Source organism: Comamonas sp. HJ-2, from assembly GCF_053615495.1.
In genome coordinates this window covers 207,041-224,115 of record NZ_JBSIFD010000001.1, presented here as the reverse complement: position 1 = coordinate 224,115, position 17,075 = coordinate 207,041, and the positions used below count along the sequence as shown (strand labels likewise).

General features: G+C 62.5%; 14 protein-coding genes. 4 read left to right on the top strand and 10 right to left on the bottom strand.

Going from position 1 to position 17,075, the window contains the following annotated elements; all coding sequences use genetic code 11:
• Nucleotides 1-36: 36 nt before the first annotated feature.
• The 7 genes from truA to ACWGXF_RS00995 all read right to left on the bottom strand — a co-directional run bounded on the left by truA (nt 37) and on the right by ACWGXF_RS00995 (nt 10,219).
• The gene (truA, locus tag ACWGXF_RS01025; protein ID WP_003064254.1) at nt 37-867 is read right to left on the bottom strand and encodes a tRNA pseudouridine(38-40) synthase TruA; all 831 of its coding nucleotides are present in this window, start codon (nt 865-867) and stop codon (nt 37-39) included.
• Nucleotides 868-907: 40 nt separating this feature from the next.
• Nucleotides 908-3,817, bottom strand: a complete 2,910-nt coding sequence (locus ACWGXF_RS01020) for a FimV/HubP family polar landmark protein (RefSeq protein ID WP_256629882.1) — start codon at nt 3,815-3,817, stop codon at nt 908-910.
• A gap of 371 nt (nt 3,818-4,188) precedes the next feature.
• Nucleotides 4,189-5,301, bottom strand: coding sequence for an aspartate-semialdehyde dehydrogenase (gene asd / locus ACWGXF_RS01015; RefSeq protein ID WP_039049954.1), 1,113 nt, complete (start codon nt 5,299-5,301; stop codon nt 4,189-4,191).
• Nucleotides 5,302-5,675: 374 nt separating this feature from the next.
• On the bottom strand, nt 5,676-6,752 hold the full coding sequence (gene leuB, locus ACWGXF_RS01010; protein WP_003064266.1) for a 3-isopropylmalate dehydrogenase: 1,077 nt from the start codon (nt 6,750-6,752) through the stop codon (nt 5,676-5,678).
• A gap of 237 nt (nt 6,753-6,989) precedes the next feature.
• Nucleotides 6,990-7,646: a 3-isopropylmalate dehydratase small subunit gene (gene leuD, locus ACWGXF_RS01005; protein ID WP_003057935.1), complete on the bottom strand. Its 657-nt coding sequence runs from the start codon at nt 7,644-7,646 to the stop codon at nt 6,990-6,992.
• Nucleotides 7,647-7,771: 125 nt separating this feature from the next.
• Nucleotides 7,772-9,193 carry a 3-isopropylmalate dehydratase large subunit gene (gene leuC, locus ACWGXF_RS01000; protein ID WP_003064269.1) on the bottom strand — a complete coding sequence of 474 codons (1,422 nt, stop codon included), beginning with the start codon at nt 9,191-9,193 and terminating at the stop codon, nt 7,772-7,774.
• Between the two features lie 57 nt (nt 9,194-9,250).
• A complete protein-coding gene (locus ACWGXF_RS00995) occupies nt 9,251-10,219 on the bottom strand; it encodes a LysR family transcriptional regulator (protein ID WP_003064272.1) in 969 nt (322 codons plus the stop codon).
• 350 nt (nt 10,220-10,569) lie between these two features.
• Between ACWGXF_RS00995 and ACWGXF_RS00990 the strand changes: the two genes are divergently transcribed.
• Nucleotides 10,570-11,874: a tetratricopeptide repeat protein gene (locus ACWGXF_RS00990; RefSeq protein ID WP_452101648.1), complete on the top strand. Its 1,305-nt coding sequence runs from the start codon at nt 10,570-10,572 to the stop codon at nt 11,872-11,874.
• A gap of 63 nt (nt 11,875-11,937) precedes the next feature.
• Here the strand turns inward: ACWGXF_RS00990 and dnaJ are convergent, their stop codons facing one another.
• The 3 genes from dnaJ to grpE all read right to left on the bottom strand — a co-directional run bounded on the left by dnaJ (nt 11,938) and on the right by grpE (nt 15,782).
• Nucleotides 11,938-13,068, bottom strand: coding sequence for a molecular chaperone DnaJ (gene dnaJ, locus ACWGXF_RS00985; protein WP_452101647.1), 1,131 nt, complete (start codon nt 13,066-13,068; stop codon nt 11,938-11,940).
• 100 nt (nt 13,069-13,168) lie between these two features.
• Nucleotides 13,169-15,112, bottom strand: coding sequence for a molecular chaperone DnaK (dnaK, locus tag ACWGXF_RS00980; protein WP_003064285.1), 1,944 nt, complete (start codon nt 15,110-15,112; stop codon nt 13,169-13,171).
• 124 nt (nt 15,113-15,236) lie between these two features.
• A complete protein-coding gene (gene grpE / locus ACWGXF_RS00975; protein ID WP_012837282.1) occupies nt 15,237-15,782 on the bottom strand; it encodes a nucleotide exchange factor GrpE in 546 nt (181 codons plus the stop codon).
• A gap of 314 nt (nt 15,783-16,096) precedes the next feature.
• Between grpE and rpsF the strand changes: the two genes are divergently transcribed.
• The 3 genes from rpsF to rpsR are packed head-to-tail and all read left to right on the top strand — an operon-like array spanning nt 16,097 to nt 17,070.
• Nucleotides 16,097-16,459 (top strand): 30S ribosomal protein S6, encoded by a 363-nt coding sequence (gene rpsF / locus ACWGXF_RS00970; RefSeq protein WP_003064289.1) that lies wholly within the window; start codon nt 16,097-16,099, stop codon nt 16,457-16,459.
• Between the two features lie 20 nt (nt 16,460-16,479).
• On the top strand, nt 16,480-16,770 hold the full coding sequence (gene priB / locus ACWGXF_RS00965; protein ID WP_003064293.1) for a primosomal replication protein N: 291 nt from the start codon (nt 16,480-16,482) through the stop codon (nt 16,768-16,770).
• Nucleotides 16,771-16,788: 18 nt separating this feature from the next.
• Nucleotides 16,789-17,070 carry a 30S ribosomal protein S18 gene (rpsR, locus tag ACWGXF_RS00960; RefSeq protein WP_003057920.1) on the top strand — a complete coding sequence of 94 codons (282 nt, stop codon included), beginning with the start codon at nt 16,789-16,791 and terminating at the stop codon, nt 17,068-17,070.
• Nucleotides 17,071-17,075: the final 5 nt, after the last annotated feature.

Below are 17,075 nucleotides of genomic sequence, written 5' to 3'. Positions count from 1 at the left end.
TCTCTGGCGTTGCAGCAATCGCTGGCCGCTGGCCGCTCAGGGCAGCCAGGCAAACGGGGGGGTGTCTACAGGCAGGCCCCAGCGCGTATCGTAAATGGGGCCGAGAAAGTACAGACCGTCAGGGGAGAAGGTGGGGGCTGCCACTTCGCGCGAGCGTGCCTCCAGCACTTGCTGCATCCATTCCACGGGCTTGGAGCCCTGGCCCACGTAGATCAGGCAGCCCATGATGTTGCGGATCATGTGGTGCAGAAAAGCGCTGCCCTCGAACTCGAAACGCCAGTAGCCGCATTCCATCTGTCCGTCGCGCATGGGTGCCTGGCCTGCGGGACGGTAGTGGATGTCGATGCGGCGCAGGGTCTTGACCGGGCTCTTGGCCTGGCAGCCTGCCGCGCGAAAGGACGAAAAATCATGCTCGCCCAGCAGCAGGTCGGCGGCTGCACGCATGCGCTGCGCATCCAGGGCCTGAAACACCCAGCCCACGCGGCCATGGTCGACGCTGGGGCGCACGGGTGACTGCAGCAGCACATAGGCATAGCGGCGTGCAGTGGCACAGGCCCGGGAATGGAAGCCATTCGGGCCGTCGGCGACCTCGGCCGCCCATTGCACGGCGATGTCCTTGGGCAAAAAAGTGTTGGTGCCGCGCACCCAGGAGTTGGGCGCGCGCTGCAACTCGGTGTCAAAGTGCACGACCTGCATCAGGCCGTGCACACCGGAATCGGTGCGACCGGCGCAGATGGTGGAGACTTCTTGAGCAGCAAAGCGGCCCAAGGCCGCTTCGAGTTTGTCTTGTACGGTGTTGCCATCGGGTTGGCTTTGCCAGCCGCGATAGGCCTGACCGTTGTAGCTGACGCCAAGAGCTATGCGCATGGCATGGCTCCCGGCGCGGGGTCTGAATGCATCAAATCAATCAACCAATCTGAGAGAGAAGGCTGTGAGCCTTGGCCTTGAGATCGCCATGGGCTTCGGCGATCACTTCCTCGATCAGTGTACGCGCTCCGTCGCTGTCGCCGATGGCATTGAACTCTTCGGCCAGGGCCAGCTTGGTGGCCAGCGGGTCTTCGGGTTCGGAGGGCGCTGGCACGGCATCGATTGGCGCAGCGATATCGGATGTGCCCAGGTCCAGCGACAGGCCGCTGAGGTCGAAGGTCACATCGGCTTGCGCAGGGGCGGCGGTAGGGCTGGCGGCCTCTTCACCCGGTTGCTGCAAGGTCAGGGCTTCGATGTCCTGCTCTGTGTCCAGGCGCTCCTGGCTGGAAGATAGTTCCAGCGGCGCAGTTTCCTGTCCGCTCTCAGCCTCGGGCTGTGCCTGCGAAGGCAGTGTGAAGCTGTCGAGGTCGAACTCGAGCGCATTCAGGGAGCTTTGCTCGGCGGGCGCGGGAGCTGCGACAGGGGCCGGGGCTTGAGATGCCGTGGCGGGCAGGCTGAACGAGGCCAGATCGTCGAGGTTTAGGTTCAGGCCATTGTCTGCTGCGGGTGCTGGCTCGGATGCGGTGACAGGGGTGTCCCACTGTGCCAGTGCCGCGAAATCCTGCTCGTTGGGCAAGGAGACGGGTTCGGAGGCCACAGGCGCTGCGCTGGCTGCGGTGTCAGGCAGGTCCGCCGGCAGCTCCAGATCCATGTCGAAGTCCATGCCGGCAGGCTCTGTGGGTGGCCCTTCGTGGCTGGCAGCGGCTTCCGCAGCCTGTGCAGCAGCCAGTGCCGAGCCGAAGCCCACGGCGGCGGCCACACCGCCTTGCAGGGCGCTTGAGGGATCGGTGGGGCTGAAGGCGCTTGGGGTCGCAGCTGCCGCTGCATGAGCCTGGGGAGCTCCGCCCAGCTGGTAAGTCAGATTTTCCGGATCCAGGATACGGCCCTGATCGGCCAGCCGCTGCCATTCGGGCCCCTTGCCCTGGGTCAGGGCAAAGACGTTGTTGGCTACAGATGCGTAGGCCATGCGGTCATGGCGCTTGGCATAGATTTCAGCCAGCTTCTGGTGCAGCACCAGGCGGTTGGGGTCGCTGCGCAGCGCTTCCTTGAGGATTTCCTCGGCCTGCAGGTCGCGGCCGTAAGCCAGGTACACATCGGCTTCGGCCAGCGGGTCCACATCGCCGGCGTCGAGCTGGCTGGGAGAGTACTGCATGGACTGGCCCGACATCTGGCTGCTGCTGGTCGTGGTGTCCACGCGCTGGCCGCCGCTGGCGCCGAAGAAGGAGTCCGCCGACAGCTGGCTGTCGCCCAGCGTGCTGTCCGCGCCTGTCGCAGCGGCTTTGCGACGCTGAGAAACACGGTAGCCGCCATAGCCCAGAAGCAGGGCCAGCAGTGCTGCGCCAGCCAGCGGGATGGTCGGGTCTTCCATCAGGCTGTCGATAAAGCTGGGCTCTTCGGGAATGGGGGCCGGTGCTGCCACAGGCTTGGGAGGTGCAACCGGTGCCGGTGCGGGCGCTGCAGGCTCGGCTGCGGCCTGTGCCGGTTCGCCTTCGGCCGGAGCTGGTGCAGGCGCGGTGTCGCCTGGCTTGCCGGCATCGGCTGCAGCCGCCTCGGGTGTGACTGGGGGCGCAGACGTTGCAGCCGCATCAGCAGCCGGTGCGAGGGCAGGCGCTGCAGCATTGGCGGCGCTGGCCGCGGGTACGGTGACTGCAGGGCTTGCCGCTGGTGCAGCTGCAGCCGGGGCGCTTGCTGCGGGAGCTGCGGCCGTACCTGCAGGTTTGGTGGCTGCCGCAATCTGGCTTAGCTCGGCCATATTGCGCTTGAGCTCATCGGCACGCGCAGACTGGTCTGCTGCCTGTTTTTGCTGGGCCACTTGCTCATCGGCGGCCATGCCCTTGACGGAGCCCTTGGACAGGGTCAGCTTGTCGGGGGCTGCGGTGGCGGCCTTGGCATCTGCGACATGGGCCTGAACCTGGCCGGAAGCGCTGCGCGATGCTGCTTCCACAGGAGCCACAGGTGCCACGCCAGCCAGTTGACGGCGGAACTGGTTGAAATCCTGAGACTGGGCCGCCATGATCTGGCGGGCTTCCTTGGCCGAGGTGGCCTGGGCGGCCGCCTGATCGGGCAATTGAATCACCGCGCCGCTGCGCATGCGGTTGATATTGCCATTGACAAAGGCCTGCGGGTTGCTGCGCAGCATAGCGACCAGCATCTGATCAAGCGAGACGCCTGCTGGCTTGTGCGCTGCAGCAATGCGACCTGCGGTGTCGCCTGTCCTGACGCGAACTTCATCGCTGCTGCCAGCCGGTGCTGCAGTGCCGGCCTGGCGTTTTCGCTGAGGCTTGGTTGCAGCTTCGTCCTGATCGCGGTCATTGCGCAGGTCCCGGCCGGCCGTGTTGACAGGGCTGGACGCCGGGCGTGCAGTCACGGCGGGACGCGCAGGCGCAGGCACCACGGCAGGCGTGGCCTGGGCAGCGGTGGTGGGCGCAGGAGCAGGGCGGCGCGTTGCAGGAGGGTCGAGCAGCAAGGTGTAGTTGCGCTGCAGCTTGCCCGATGCCCAGTTGGCATCGATCACCAGGTCGACAAAGGGATCATTGACCGGCTGAAAGCTGCTGAGCTTGAGCACGGCCGAGCCGTTGGCACGTTTTTGCACCTGCACGCGCACTGAGTTGGCCGTGCCCGTGAATTCCATGCCCTGGGCACGGAATGCAGCTGGCGATGCGATAGCTGCCTGCAGGCTGTCGGCCTCGGCTGCGCTGAGTTGAGGGATCTCGACCTCGGCACGCAAGGGCTCGCCCAGAGCCGACTGCACCGTGATGCGACCCAGCGCCAATGCCCATGCATCGGTGGCCGGGAGGCTTGACAGTGCGAGGGTGGCTGCGGCGAGCGCAGATAGTTTCCAGCGTTGCATAGGGCTCAGACTTGATTCGTGCAGCCTACAGCCCTCTTGTTCTTGATCGGGTTTGTGGCTGCGGTGCACATAAAAATTGGAAATTCCAGCAGGCGGCAAAGGTCTCTCGGCCCGGCGGACACAGTTTGCATTGTCAACGACGCTATTGCAATGTGAGCAAAAGCATGGCTGGCAAGGCTCTCAATTGTTGTCGATTGGCAACGAGATGAAACCTAATGTAGGTTTGCTGACGGTTTGCATTCGCCCGAATAGGCGGGCAATTGTCGCCCAAGCCTGGAGCTTGGACATGAAAAAAGCGCCGGCCATCACGAGGATGACTGGCGCTTTGCTGTGCTGGATCAAGCCATTCGCAGGCTTGATGGTGGACGGGATCAGGCTGCCAGCAGGATGCGCAGCATGCGGCGCAGCGGCTCGGCAGCGCCCCACAGCAGCTGGTCACCGATCACGAAGGCCGAGACGTATTCGGGGCCCATGTTGAGCTTGCGCACACGACCGACGGCCACTTCCAGACCGCCGGTGGTGGCAGCAGGAGTCAGCTCCTTGACGGTCAGTGCGCGGTCGTTGGCCACGAACTTGACCCAGGGATTGCCGCCCTTGATCAGGGCCTCGATCTCTTCCAGGGGCAGGTCCTTCTTGAGCTTCAGGGTCAGGGCCAGAGAGTGGCAGCGCATGGCGCCGATGCGCACGCACAGGCCGTCGACGGGGATCGCGGCTTCGGTGCCGAGAATCTTGTTGACCTCGGCCTGGCCCTTCCATTCTTCCTTGGACTGGCCGTTGGGCAGCTGCACATCGATCCAGGGGATCAGGCCGCCGGCCAGAGGTGCGCCGAAGAATTCGGTGGGCACATCTTCGCGGATGGTCTGGGCCACCTTGCGGTCGATTTCGAGAATCGCCGAAGCAGGAGTCGCCAGCTCGTCGGCGACGGCGGCGTGCACCACGCCCATGCCCTTGAGCAGCTCGCGCATGTGGTTGGCGCCACCGCCCGATGCGGCCTGGTAGGTCATGGAAGAGACCCATTCCACCAGACCGGCCTTGAACAGACCGCCCAGACCCATCAGCAGGATGGAGTTGGTGCAGTTGCCACCGATCCAGTTCTTGCCGCCGGCGGCCAGCTTTTGCTGGATCAGGCCGTCGTTGACGGGGTCCAGCACGATGACGGCGTCGTTCTCCATGCGCAGCGAGGAGGCGGCGTCAATCCAGTGGCCGTTCCAGCCGGCGGCGCGGATCTTGGGGAAGACTTCCTTGGTGTAGTCGCCGCCCTGGCAGGTGATGATGATGTCGCACTTGGACAGCTCGGCGATGTCGTTGGCGTCCTTCAGCTCGGTGTGCACCGTGGCCATGGCCGGGGCCTTGCCGCCGGCATTGGAGGTGGAGAAGAACACGGGCTCGATCAGCGCGAAGTCGCCTTCGGCCTGCATACGATCCATCAGCACGGAGCCGACCATGCCGCGCCAGCCCACCAAACCTACCAATTGCTTGCTCATTTGAAACGCCCTTTCAGTTTTGAAAACAGTAGCTTGAGACTGATTCGTCCGGCTCGTCAGGGCCGGAAGGGGCGCGCGACGAACCGGGCTGGGTCAGCCTGTAATCGTCTTAATGGTGATTGCGCGCGCATTCACACCGGCAAGCTTTGCGGGTGTGAGGGTCTCGGGAGCGAAGGTGCGTGCGGCAAACATAAGAGTTGTCATTCTAGCGACTAGAGCCAAAGCTTGAAGAATTAAAAGTGCTTGAAACTCTAGTCATAACGTCGAAATAAATGATTTATTTTTGACGTTTTGTTTTGTTTGATGCCGAAAATTGCGTCAAACCCAAAGCCACCGCTTTGCGGCGGTGGCCTGGCATCAGCGGTTTCCGGACCTCAGACTCCTGCCAGTGCCTTGACCACGGCATCACCCATTTCACGGGTGCTGACCTTGGTCGTGCCTTCGCTGTAGATGTCGGCGGTGCGCAGGCCGTCGGCCAGCACCTTTTGCACCGCGGCTTCGATCTTCTGGGCGGCGGCTTCCTGGCCCAGGCTGAAGCGCAGCATCATGGCGGCCGACAGAATGGTGGCCAGGGGGTTGGCAATGCCCTTGCCGGCGATGTCGGGAGCCGAGCCGTGGCTGGGTTCGTACAGGCCTTGTTTCTTGTCGTTGAGGCTGGCGCTGGGCAGCATGCCGATGGAGCCGGTCAGCATCGAGGCTTCGTCGGAGAGGATGTCGCCGAACATATTGCCGGTCACCACCACGTCGAAGCGCTTGGGTTCCTTGACCAGTTGCATGGCGGCGTTGTCCACATACATATGGTCCAGGGCCACGTCGGGGTACTGCTTGGCGACTTCGCTGACCACATCCTTCCAGAGCTGGAAGGTTTCCAGCACATTGGCCTTGTCCACGCTGGTCACGCGCTTGCTGCGCTTTTGCGCGGCCTGGAAGGCGACATGGGCGATGCGCTCGATCTCGGGGCGCGAATAACGCATGGTGTCGAAGGCTTCCTCGGCACCGGGGAAGTGGCCGTCGGGTGCCACACGGCGGCCGCGCGGCTGGCCGAAGTAGATATCGCCGGTCAGCTCGCGGATGATGAGGATGTCCAGGCCGGCGACCAGCTCGGGCTTGAGGCTGGAGGCGTGGGTCAGCTCCTTGTAGCAGATGGCGGGGCGGAAGTTGGCGAACAGGCCCAGGGCCTTGCGCAGGCCGAGGATGGCCTGCTCGGGACGCAGGGGGCGGTCCAGCGTGTCGTACTTCCAGTCGCCCACGGCACCGAACAGGATCGCATCGGCTTCCTGTGCCAGCTTCAGCGTGGCAGGAGGCAGGGGGTGGCCGGCAGCTTCATAGCCGGCACCGCCCACGGGAGCGGTTTCCATCTCCAGGCCCAGATTCAGGGCCTCGAGCACCTTGACGGCTTCCGCGACGATTTCGGGACCGATGCCATCACCGGGCAAAACTGCAATCTTCATGATGTTCCTTTGATTAATTTGATAGCTGCAAGCGCTTGATATTCATAGATTTCAGATTGAATTAATGCTGATGTTCATGAATAGAAGGCGCAAGCAGCTCATTTATGGGTAGCAACCTAAAAACAAGCACGCCCCAAACAAGGGGCATCAAGCAAGGGCCGCCCCGCAGCGAAGATGCCGTCCCCCTTCCGATGCAACGCATCGAGAAAGGGGGAAGCCGCGCAGCGGCTCAGGGGGTTACTTCTGAATCAATGTATGCGCCAGCCAGGGCTTCTGCGCCAGGCGCTCGGCTTCGAAAGCCTTGATCTTGTCGGCATGGCGCATGGTCAGGCCGATATCGTCGAAGCCGTTGAGCAGGCAGTACTTGCGAAAGGCGATGACGTCGAAGGCAATTTCTTCGCCTTGGGGCCTCAGGATCACCTGGCGCTCCAGGTCGATGGTCAGCTCGTAGCCGGGGAAGGCCGCGACGTCGTTGAACAGCTGGTCGATCGTGGCCTCGGGCAGCACGATGGGCAGCAGGCCGTTCTTGAAGCTGTTGTTGAAGAAGATGTCGGCAAAGCTGGGGGCCAGGATGGCGCGGAAGCCGTACTGGTCCAGGGCCCAGGGCGCGTGCTCGCGGCTGGAGCCACAGCCGAAGTTCTTGCGCGCGATCAGGATGCTGGCGCCCTTGAAGCGGGGCTGGTTGAGCACGAAGTCGGGATTGGGCTTGCGGTCGGCTTCGGGCACGCCGGGCTGGCCGGGCTGGTCCAGATAGCGCCACTCGTCGAACAGATTGGGGCCGAAGCCGGTCTTCTTGATGGACTTGAGGAACTGCTTGGGGATGATGGCGTCGGTGTCGACGTTCTCGCGGTCCATGGGGGCGACAAGGCCCTTGTGCACGGTGAATTTTTGCATGGTGTGATTCCAGAATCTTTAGTCTTGGCGACGTTCGCGTCTTGCATCAGAGACGGCCAGCAAGGGCCGCCCCGCAGCAAAGGCCGTCGTCCCCCTTGGGGGAAGACGCGCAGCGACTCAGGGGGTTACGCAAATTTACGGATGTCGACAAAGTGGCCGTGGATGGCTGCCGCAGCGGCCATGGCGGGGCTGACGAGGTGGGTGCGGCCACCGGCGCCCTGACGGCCTTCGAAGTTGCGGTTCGAGGTCGATGCGCAGCGCTCGCCGGGCTCCAGGCGGTCGGCGTTCATAGCCAGGCACATGGAGCAGCCGGGTTCGCGCCATTCAAAGCCGGCGGCCTTGAAGATCTGGTCCAGGCCTTCGCGCTCGGCCTGTTCCTTGACCAGACCGGAGCCGGGCACGACCATGGCCAGCTTGATGTTCTTGGCGACCTTTTGGCCCAGCTTCTTGACCACGGCGGCGGCTTCGCGCATGTCCTCGATGCGGCTGTTGGTGCAGGAGCCGATGAACACCTTATCGACAAAGATGTCGTTGATGGGCTTGCCGGGTTCCAGTGCCATATAGGTCAGCGCACGTTCGATGGCGCCGCGCTTGTTCGAGTCTTTTTCCTTGTCGGGATCGGGGACGGCGGCATCGATGCCCAGCACCATCTCGGGGCTGGTGCCCCAGGTCACCTGCGGCACGATGTCGGCGGCGTTCAGCTCCACCACGCGGTCGAACTTCGCATCGGCGTCGGAATGCAGTGTCTTCCAGTAAGTGACGGCGGCATCCCATTCGCCGCCCGTGGGCGCCAGGGGGCGGCCCTTGATGTAGTTGATGGTCTTGTCGTCCACGGCCACGAGACCTGCGCGGGCGCCGCCTTCGATGGCCATGTTGCAGACCGTCATGCGGCCTTCCACGCTGAGGTCGCGGATGGCTTCGCCGGCAAACTCTATGGTGTAGCCCGTGCCGCCAGCGGTGCCGATCTTGCCGATGATGGCCAGCACGATGTCCTTGGCGGTGATGCCGGGCGCGACCTTGCCGTTGACCTGCACCAGCATGTTCTTGGCCTTCTTGGCCAGCAGGGTCTGGGTGGCCATCACATGCTCGACCTCGGAGGTGCCGATGCCGTGAGCCAGCGCGCCGAAAGCGCCGTGGGTGGAGGTGTGGCTGTCGCCGCAGACCACGGTCATGCCGGGCAGGGTCGCGCCTTGCTCGGGGCCCATGACGTGAACAATGCCCTGGCCCTTGTCCATGAAGGGGAAGAAGGCGGCCGAGCCGAACTCGGCGATATTGCTGTTCAGCGTGGTGATCTGTTCCTTGCTGATGGGGTCGGCAATGCCGTCATAGCCGCGCTCCCAGCCGTCGGTGGGGGTGTTGTGGTCGGCCGTGGCCACGACCGAGCTGACGCGCCACAGCTTGCGGCCGGCCATGCGCAGGCCTTCGAAGGCCTGGGGGCTGGTGACTTCGTGCACCAGATGGCGGTCGATATAGAGGACGGAGGTGCCGTCTTCCTCGGTGTGAACGACGTGCTCGTCAAAAATCTTGTCGTAGAGGGTGCGTCCCATGGTGGTCTCGTGAGGTTGGTTTGTTGGGAGGATTCTGTTGTGGCTTGATGCGATGTTTCAAGCCTTGGCGCTGGCGGGGCAGAGGTGATCGACCAGCAGGCGGGTGGTCACCGGCAGCGCTTCGAAGTCGCGGGCCACCACGCAGAGTTCGCGGTGCGCCCAGTCGTCGGTGAGCTGCACGGCGCGCAGATGGCCCACGCCATGCATCAGCTCGAATGCGCGGTCGGGCAGCAGGCCCAGTCCCAAGCCGTTGTCGATCATGCGGCACATGGCGTCCAGGCTGGTGACCTGGATGCGCTGGTGCAGCGGGTGGCCAGCCTGGGCTGCGGCAGCGCGCATGGCCAGGCTGATCGAGGAGCCGGCATGCAGGCTGACGATGTCCCATTCCAGCACTTCCGTGAAGGCGACGCTTTCGCGGTCGGCCAGGGCATGGCGCTCGGGCACGACGACGACCAATCGGTCTTTGCGATAGCTGCGGTACTGCAGCGGCACATTGCCCTGGGTCAGCTGAACGGTGGCCTGATTGCCTTCGCTGCTCCTGATATTGCCCAGCGTGCAGATGCCGATATCGGCTGTGCCCTCGGCCACGGCGCTCAGCACGTCGGGGCTCAGGTGCTCCTGCAGATCGATCTTGATCTGGCTGTGTTCGCGCGCAAAGGCTCCCAGGTCTTCGGGCAGAAACTGCACGATGGCCGACATATTGGCGTGCATGCGCACATGGCCGCGCACGCCGTCGGCGTATTCGGAGAGCTCGCCCTGCATGCGCTCCAGCCCGTAGAGCACATTGCGCGCATGGTGCAGCAGGCTCTCGCCGGCCGGCGTCAGCGTCACGCCGCGGCTGTGGCGATAGAGCAGGGCGGTGTCCACTGTCGCTTCCAGGTCGGACAGCCGCTTGCTGACGGCCGAGGCTGCAATGAACTCGCGTTCAGCGGCGCGGCCAATGCTGCCCAGTTCGCACACGGCGACGAACAGCTGAAGCGAGGTGAGATCGATGCGGCGCGCAAAACTGCGCTCTGAATTCTTCATGGGGTAGGCTCAAGTCTTCTCGTTTCGAGAAGTTTTCAGCATTTTTACCGATTAATCTAGCGGTATCCATCTTTGAATGAGATGTCTGGCTTGGCGATGGGTAAATTTTGGAGATGGGTGATTTCTTGCTTTGCGATGACTGGGCAAGACCTGGGAAAGCGATGTTGCATTTGTCAGTCTTGTGTACTTGCATTTTCATAGCGAAGACTCTAGATGCCAGAATCGTTCAAGCATGATCCGGCCTGAGGTGCGGAAGTCTTCCAGCTGCCTGAGTTCCGGTATTTTTTTACAAAGTAAATCGTCAGTAAAGCAGCCTGGAATCGACGCTATTCGCTGCAAAAATGTGAGTCATGAGAGTTCCCAACCATCCGATGTCCGACAGTGAGCCTTCCGAGTTGCCAGCTATGGCTTCGGGGTCGCCCCTCTTGCGCCGCAGCCGTTGCTGGGGTCAGCTCTGCCTGCTGACAGCTGCGCTGGCGCTGGGCGGCACTGCCTTGCCAGCTGTGGCCAAAGGCAAGACCCCGGCCAAATCCAGTGCGGCCGCGCCAGCCAAATCGTCCAAGTCCACCAAGAGCACGACTGCAGGTGCTGCCAAATCTTCATCGGCCAAGTCCGCCGGCAAGCCCGGTAAAAAAGGGCGCACCGGCCGCAATGCAGCGATCGCTGGTGCTGCGGCAGCAGGTGCGGCAGCGGCAGCTCCGCTGGGTCGTGAGCATTGGACGCCGGAGGCCAGGAACAATCAGGCCGAAGATGCCAAGGAGCTGGCCGCCATGCGTGCAGCAGCACAGACGGGCGACGCCAAGGCCCAGTATCTGCTGGGCTCGCGCTACCGTTTTGGCAAGGGTGTGAATCAGGACCTGGCACAGGCCGTGCACTGGTATCGCCAGTCGGCCGACCAGGGCTATGCACCTGCGCAATCCGACCTGGGAGTGCTCTACGCCAACGGGCGGGGTGTGACTCTGGACGAAGTGCAGGCCGTGAACTGGTACCGCAAGGCGGCAGAGCAGGGCGACGGCATTGCGCAGAACAATCTGGGTCTGATGTATGCCGAGGGGCGCGGCGTGGCGGCCGATGATGCGCAGGCCGTGCAATGGTTCGAGCGTTCGGCTAAAAGTGGCGAGGCTGCAGGCCAGTACAGCCTGGGAGTGATGCTCTCTAGCGGCCGGGGCGTCAAGGAGGATGGCCGGGCCGCCTTGCAGTGGTTTGAACAGGCGGCCGAGAAAGGCCATGCCGACGCCCAATACAACACCGGCATGATCTATGCCGTAGGCGCGCTGGTGCCGCAGGATCTGACGCGCGCGGCGCGGTGGCTGGAGAAGTCCGCCGGTCAGGGCAATGCGGCGGCTCAGTCGTCTCTGGGTTTTCTCTATGCCAACGGCCAGGGCGTGTCGCAGGATGCAGGCCAGGCGGCGCGCTGGTTCGATCGCGCCGCCAAGCAGGGCTACACCCTGGCACAGTCGAATCTGGCAGCCATGTATGTCAGCGGTCAGGGCGTGCAGAAAGACATGGGCAAGGCCTATTTCTGGCTGGCTATCGCTCATGCCAAGGATCCCTCGCTGCAAAGCCGCATGCAGACGGCCGAGCAGGCATTGGGCCCCGCAGAGCGGCTTAAGGTGCAGCGCGAGGTGCGCAACTGGAAGCCCGCCAAGGAGTGATTGGCGAGCCATGAAAAAAGCCCATCAGGCATTGCCGATGGGCTTTTTGTGGGGTGCAGGGGCCTAGCTGAAGAAACTCTTCAGGCGGTCCGTCCAGCTTTCGCCGCTGGGCGAATGCTTGGAGCCACCCTTCTTGAGCGATTCGTCCAGGTCCTTGAGCAGCTTGCGCTGGTACTCGGTGAGCTTGACCGGAGTCTCCACCACGATGTGGCAGTACAGATCACCGGGGTAGCTGGAGCGGATGCCCTTGATGCCCTTGCCGCGCAGGCGGAACTGCTTGCCGGCTTGCGTGCCTTCAGGGATGTCGATCGCCGCCTTGCCTTGCAGCGTGGGCACTTCGATCTCGCCGCCCAGAGCGGCGGTGATGAAGCTCACGGGCACATTGCAGTGCAGATCGTCACCGTCGCGCTCGAAGATGTCGTGGTCCTTGACGCGAATCTCGATATAGAGGTCGCCTGCCGGGCCGCCATTGGTGCCGGGCTCTCCGTTGCCGGCCGAGCGGATGCGCATGCCGTCGTCGATGCCGGCGGGAATCTTCACTTCCAGCGTCTTCTGGCGCTTGACCTTGCCCTGGCCGCCGCAGGACGTGCAGGGCTCGGGGATGATCTTGCCTGTGCCGCGGCAGTGCGGGCAGGTCTGCTGCACGCTGAAAAAGCCCTGGCGCATCTGTACCGTGCCCATGCCGTTGCAGGTGGTGCAGGTCTTGGTGCTGGTGCCGGGCTTGGCGCCGCTGCCGCTGCAGGTGTCGCAGCTGTCCCAGCTTGGAATGCGGATCTGGGCATCCTTGCCCTTGGCAGCCTCTTCCAGGGTGATTTCCATGGAATAGCTGAGGTCGTTGCCGCGGTAGACCTGACGGCCGCCGCGACCGCCGCGGCCGCCACCGTTGAACATATCGCCAAAGATGTCGCCAAAGGCCTCGGCAAAGCCGCCAAAGCCCTCGCCGCCGCCCATGCCGCGATTGGGATCCACGCCGGCATGGCCGTACTGGTCGTAGGCCGCGCGCTTCTGGCTGTCGGAAAGCATCTCGTAGGCCTCTTTGGCCTCCTTGAACTTTTCCTCGGCTTCCTTGGCCTTCTCGCCCTGATTGCGGTCAGGGTGGAACTTCATCGCCAGCTTGCGATAGGCCTTCTTGATGTCATCGTCCGAGGCGCTTTTGGCAACGCCCAGAACTTCATAGTAGTCACGTTTGGACATGTGAGTTTTCGGTCGGATGGAACAGGAACGCCGCGCCAGCTCCAGGGAGCTCGGCGCGGCGGCAAGCGGTCAATGGTTTGAGGCCAGGACCTGCCCGCGCTTAGTCCTTCTTGACTTCCTTGACTTCGGCGTCAACCACGTTGTCGTCAGCGGCAGCCGAGGCGCCGGCACCGGCGGAGGCACCTGCTGCGGCAGCAGCAGCTTCGGCACCGCCAGCGGCCTGTGCGTCGGCGTACATCTTCTCGCCCAGCTTCTGGCTGGCCGTCATCAGGGCCGTTGTCTTGGCGTCGATGGCGTCCTTGTCCTCGCCCTTGAGCGCTTCTTCCAGCTCCTTGACGGCAGTTTCGATGGCGCTCTTTTCGGCGGCATCCAGCTTGTCGCCATGCTCGGCCAGGCTCTTGTTGACGCTGTGAACAGCGGCTTCGCCCTGGTTCTTTGCAGTCACCAGCTCCAGCTTCTTCTTGTCGTCGGCTGCGTTCAGCTCAGCATCCTTGACCATGTTCTGGATTTCTTCTTCCGACAGGCCGGAGTTCGCCTTGATGGTGATCTTGTTTTCCTTGCCGGAAGCCTTGTCCTTGGCGGACACGTTCAGGATGCCGTTGGCGTCGATGTCGAAGGTCACTTCGATCTGGGGCACGCCACGACCTGCGGGCGGAATGCCTTCCAGGTTGAACTCGCCCAGCATCTTGTTGGCGCTGGCGATCTCGCGCTCGCCCTGGAACACCTTGATGGTCACGGCAGGCTGGTTGTCTTCAGCCGTGGAGAAGGTCTGCGCGAACTTGGTGGGAATGGTCGTGTTCTTGCTGATCATCTTGGTCATGACGCCGCCCAGGGTTTCGATACCCAGAGACAGGGGAGTCACGTCCAGCAGCAGCACGTCGGAGCGCTCGCCACCCAGCACCTGGCCCTGCACGGCAGCGCCCACGGCCACGGCTTCGTCGGGGTTCACATCCTTGCGGGGATCCTTGCCGAAGAATTCCTTGACCTTTTCCTGCACCTTGGGCATGCGGCTCATGCCGCCGACCAGGATCACGTCGTGGATGTCGGAGACCGAGATGCCTGCATCCTTGATGGCGGTGCGGCAAGGTGCAATCGTGCGCTCGATCAGATCGTCCACCAGCGACTCCAGCTTGGCGCGGGTCAGCTTGATGTTCAGGTGCTTGGGGCCTGTGGCATCGGCGGTGATGTAGGGCAGGTTGATGTCGGTCTGTGCGGAGTTCGACAGCTCGATCTTGGCCTTTTCGGCAGCTTCCTTCAGGCGCTGCAGGGCCAGCACGTCCTTGGACAGGTCGACGCCTTGTTCCTTCTTGAACTCGTCGATGATGTAGTTGATGATGCGCTGGTCGAAATCTTCGCCGCCCAGGAAGGTGTCGCCGTTGGTCGACAGCACTTCGAACTGCTTTTCGCCGTCCACGTCGGCGATTTCGATGATGGAGACGTCGAACGTACCACCGCCCAGGTCATACACGGCCACCTTGCGGTCGCCCTTGCCCACCTTGTCCAGGCCGAAGGCCAGGGCAGCAGCGGTAGGTTCGTTGATGATGCGCTTGACTTCCAGGCCTGCAATGCGGCCGGCGTCCTTGGTGGCCTGGCGCTGTGCGTCGTTGAAGTAGGCGGGCACGGTGATGACGGCCTCGGTCACGGCTTCGCCCAGGAAGTCCTCGGCGGTCTTCTTCATCTTGCGCAGCACTTCGGCGCTGATCTGGGGAGGAGCCAGCTTCTGGTCGCGCACTTGCACCCAGGCGTCGCCGTTGTCGGCCTTGACGATCTGGAAGGGCATCAGGTCGATGTCCTTTTGCACCTCGGCTTCGGCGAACTTGCGGCCGATCAGGCGCTTGGCAGCGTAGATGGTGTTCTTGGGGTTGGTGACGGCCTGGCGCTTGGCGGATGCGCCGACCAGGATTTCGCCGTCTTCTTGATAGGCAACGATGGAGGGGGTGGTGCGGGCACCTTCGCTGTTCTCGATCACGCGGGTGTTGTTACCCTCCATGATGGCGACGCAGCTGTTGGTGGTACCCAGGTCAATACCGATGATTTTTCCCATAATTCTCTCCGTAATCTGTTGAATGTTTGCTCGATTCGTCACTTGTGGGCGTAGTGGCCGGCTTCAAGAGCCGTCACATACTATTTTTTGCCCTGACGGTTGTTTTTTTTGGTGTCTAGCCAGCTCAGCCCTGGGCCACGGTCACCAGCGCGGGGCGCAGGATGCGGTCGGCGATCACATAGCCCTTTTGCAGCACGGCAACCACGGTGTTGGCGGGCTGGTCGGCGGGAACCATGGAGATGGCCTGGTGGTGGTGAGGGTCGAACTTCTCGCCCGCAGCGGGATTGATGGCGAGCACCTTGTTGCGCTCCAGGGCCGAATTCAGCTGGCGCAGCGTGGCGTCCGAGCCTTCGCGCAGCTGTTCGGGCGTGGCGTTCTGGATGGCCAGGGCCGCGTCCAGGCTGTCGATCACGGGCAGCAGGCTTTCTGCAAAACTCTCGATGCCGAACTTGCGTGCCTTGGCAACCTCTTCTTCGGCGCGACGGCGCATGTTTTCGGCATCGGCCTTGGCACGCAGGTATTGGTCGGCCAGATCGGCGCTCTTGGCCTTGAGTTCTTCCAGCTCGGCCTGCAGACGTCCCAGTTCGTCCGACGCATTGGCTGCCAGGGCCGCTTCCAGTTCCTCGGGGCTGGCGTCGTTGATGGTGTTGGGGTTGTGGTTCTCGGTCATAGTTGGTGAAGGTTTCTCAAAACTTAAGACAATCTGTCTGCCAGATGCGCTCCGCCAGGTCTATTTCAAGACCCGTGCCGCCCAATAAAGGGCGGCGGGCGCAGCGGCTGGGGTGAGCCTGCGGGATTTGCGGGGCATTCCAGGAGAGTGAGTACTTGTGATTTCAAGACATCTCGCCTCGATTGACCAATGGTAATCGCAGGTTTATAGGCCCCAGAGTGTACAGATAGTCTGCTACTCGGCTAGAATCTCACGTTTTGCCTTGCCGCACCGCTACAGACGCAGTGGGCGGCGTTTACCCAAAAGGAGTCGTTATGCGTCATTACGAAATCATTTTGTTGATCCATCCGGATCAAAGCGAACAAGTTCCCGCGATGCTGGAGCGCTACAAGGGCATGATTGCCGCTGGTGGCGGCAAGGTGCATCGCGAAGAAGATTGGGGCCGTCGTCAGCTGGCTTACATGATCAACAAGCTCGCTAAGGCTCACTACCTGTGCCTGAACATCGAAGCCGACCAGGCTGTGATGGCTGAACTGGAACACGCCTTCAAGTTCAACGATGCCGTGCTGCGTCACCTGACTGTGCAGAAGAAGAAGGCTGAAACAGCTGCTTCCGCCATGATGAAGAGCGTTGAGCGCGAAGAAGCCCGCAAGGCCAACCAGGCTGAGCACGCTTAATAGCATCAGACACTGAAGGAGTGGAAAACCGCGTTGTATTGACGGGCCTTCTCGTAGAGCAAGCTGCTTTGCGCTACACGCCCGCCGGATTGCCGGCCCTGGATTTGCGAATTGAACACAGTTCGCAGCAACAAGAGCTGGGCAGTGCGCGCAACGTGAATGCATCTGTCAAGGCTGTTGCCTTTGGCGCCCTGGCTGAAAAGCTGGCCCGCCAAGCACCCGGTAGCCAATGGACCTTTCAAGGTTTTCTGGCCACGCCGCGCAATAGCAAGATGCTGGTTTTACACATTCAGGATATTCAACAAAATTAATTTTCAAGAGGTCCAGCAATGGCCACGTTCAAGAAATTCAACAAGGACAAGCGTCCTAAGCGCAACACCCAGTCGCTGCTGTTCAAGCGCAAGCGTTTCTGCCGCTTCACAGTCGCCGGCGTCGAAGAAATCGACTACAAGGATGTCGACACCCTGCGTGACTTCATCGCCGAAAACGGCAAGATTGTGCCCGCACGCCTGACCGGCACGCGCGCCATCTACCAGCGTCAGCTGAACACAGCCATCAAGCGCGCTCGCTTCCTGGCTATGCTGCCCTACTCTGACCAGCACAAGATCTAAGGAGC

What these genes read in the sequence shown, in the direction of transcription:
- truA (WP_003064254.1), bottom strand. Translation starts at nt 867, where the DNA reads ATGCGCATAGCTCTTGGCGTCAGCTACAACGGTCAGGCCTATCGCGGC.
- ACWGXF_RS01020 (WP_256629882.1), bottom strand. Translation starts at nt 3,817, where the DNA reads ATGCAACGCTGGAAACTATCTGCGCTCGCCGCAGCCACCCTCGCACTG.
- asd (WP_039049954.1), bottom strand. Translation starts at nt 5,301, where the DNA reads ATGAGCAAGCAATTGGTAGGTTTGGTGGGCTGGCGCGGCATGGTCGGC.
- leuB (WP_003064266.1), bottom strand. Translation starts at nt 6,752, where the DNA reads ATGAAGATTGCAGTTTTGCCCGGTGATGGCATCGGTCCCGAAATCGTC.
- leuD (WP_003057935.1), bottom strand. Translation starts at nt 7,646, where the DNA reads ATGCAAAAATTCACCGTGCACAAGGGCCTTGTCGCCCCCATGGACCGC.
- leuC (WP_003064269.1), bottom strand. Translation starts at nt 9,193, where the DNA reads ATGGGACGCACCCTCTACGACAAGATTTTTGACGAGCACGTCGTTCAC.
- ACWGXF_RS00995 (WP_003064272.1), bottom strand. Translation starts at nt 10,219, where the DNA reads ATGAAGAATTCAGAGCGCAGTTTTGCGCGCCGCATCGATCTCACCTCG.
- ACWGXF_RS00990 (WP_452101648.1), top strand. Translation starts at nt 10,570, where the DNA reads ATGAGAGTTCCCAACCATCCGATGTCCGACAGTGAGCCTTCCGAGTTG.
- dnaJ (WP_452101647.1), bottom strand. Translation starts at nt 13,068, where the DNA reads ATGTCCAAACGTGACTACTATGAAGTTCTGGGCGTTGCCAAAAGCGCC.
- dnaK (WP_003064285.1), bottom strand. Translation starts at nt 15,112, where the DNA reads ATGGGAAAAATCATCGGTATTGACCTGGGTACCACCAACAGCTGCGTC.
- grpE (WP_012837282.1), bottom strand. Translation starts at nt 15,782, where the DNA reads ATGACCGAGAACCACAACCCCAACACCATCAACGACGCCAGCCCCGAG.
- rpsF (WP_003064289.1), top strand. Translation starts at nt 16,097, where the DNA reads ATGCGTCATTACGAAATCATTTTGTTGATCCATCCGGATCAAAGCGAA.
- rpsR (WP_003057920.1), top strand. Translation starts at nt 16,789, where the DNA reads ATGGCCACGTTCAAGAAATTCAACAAGGACAAGCGTCCTAAGCGCAAC.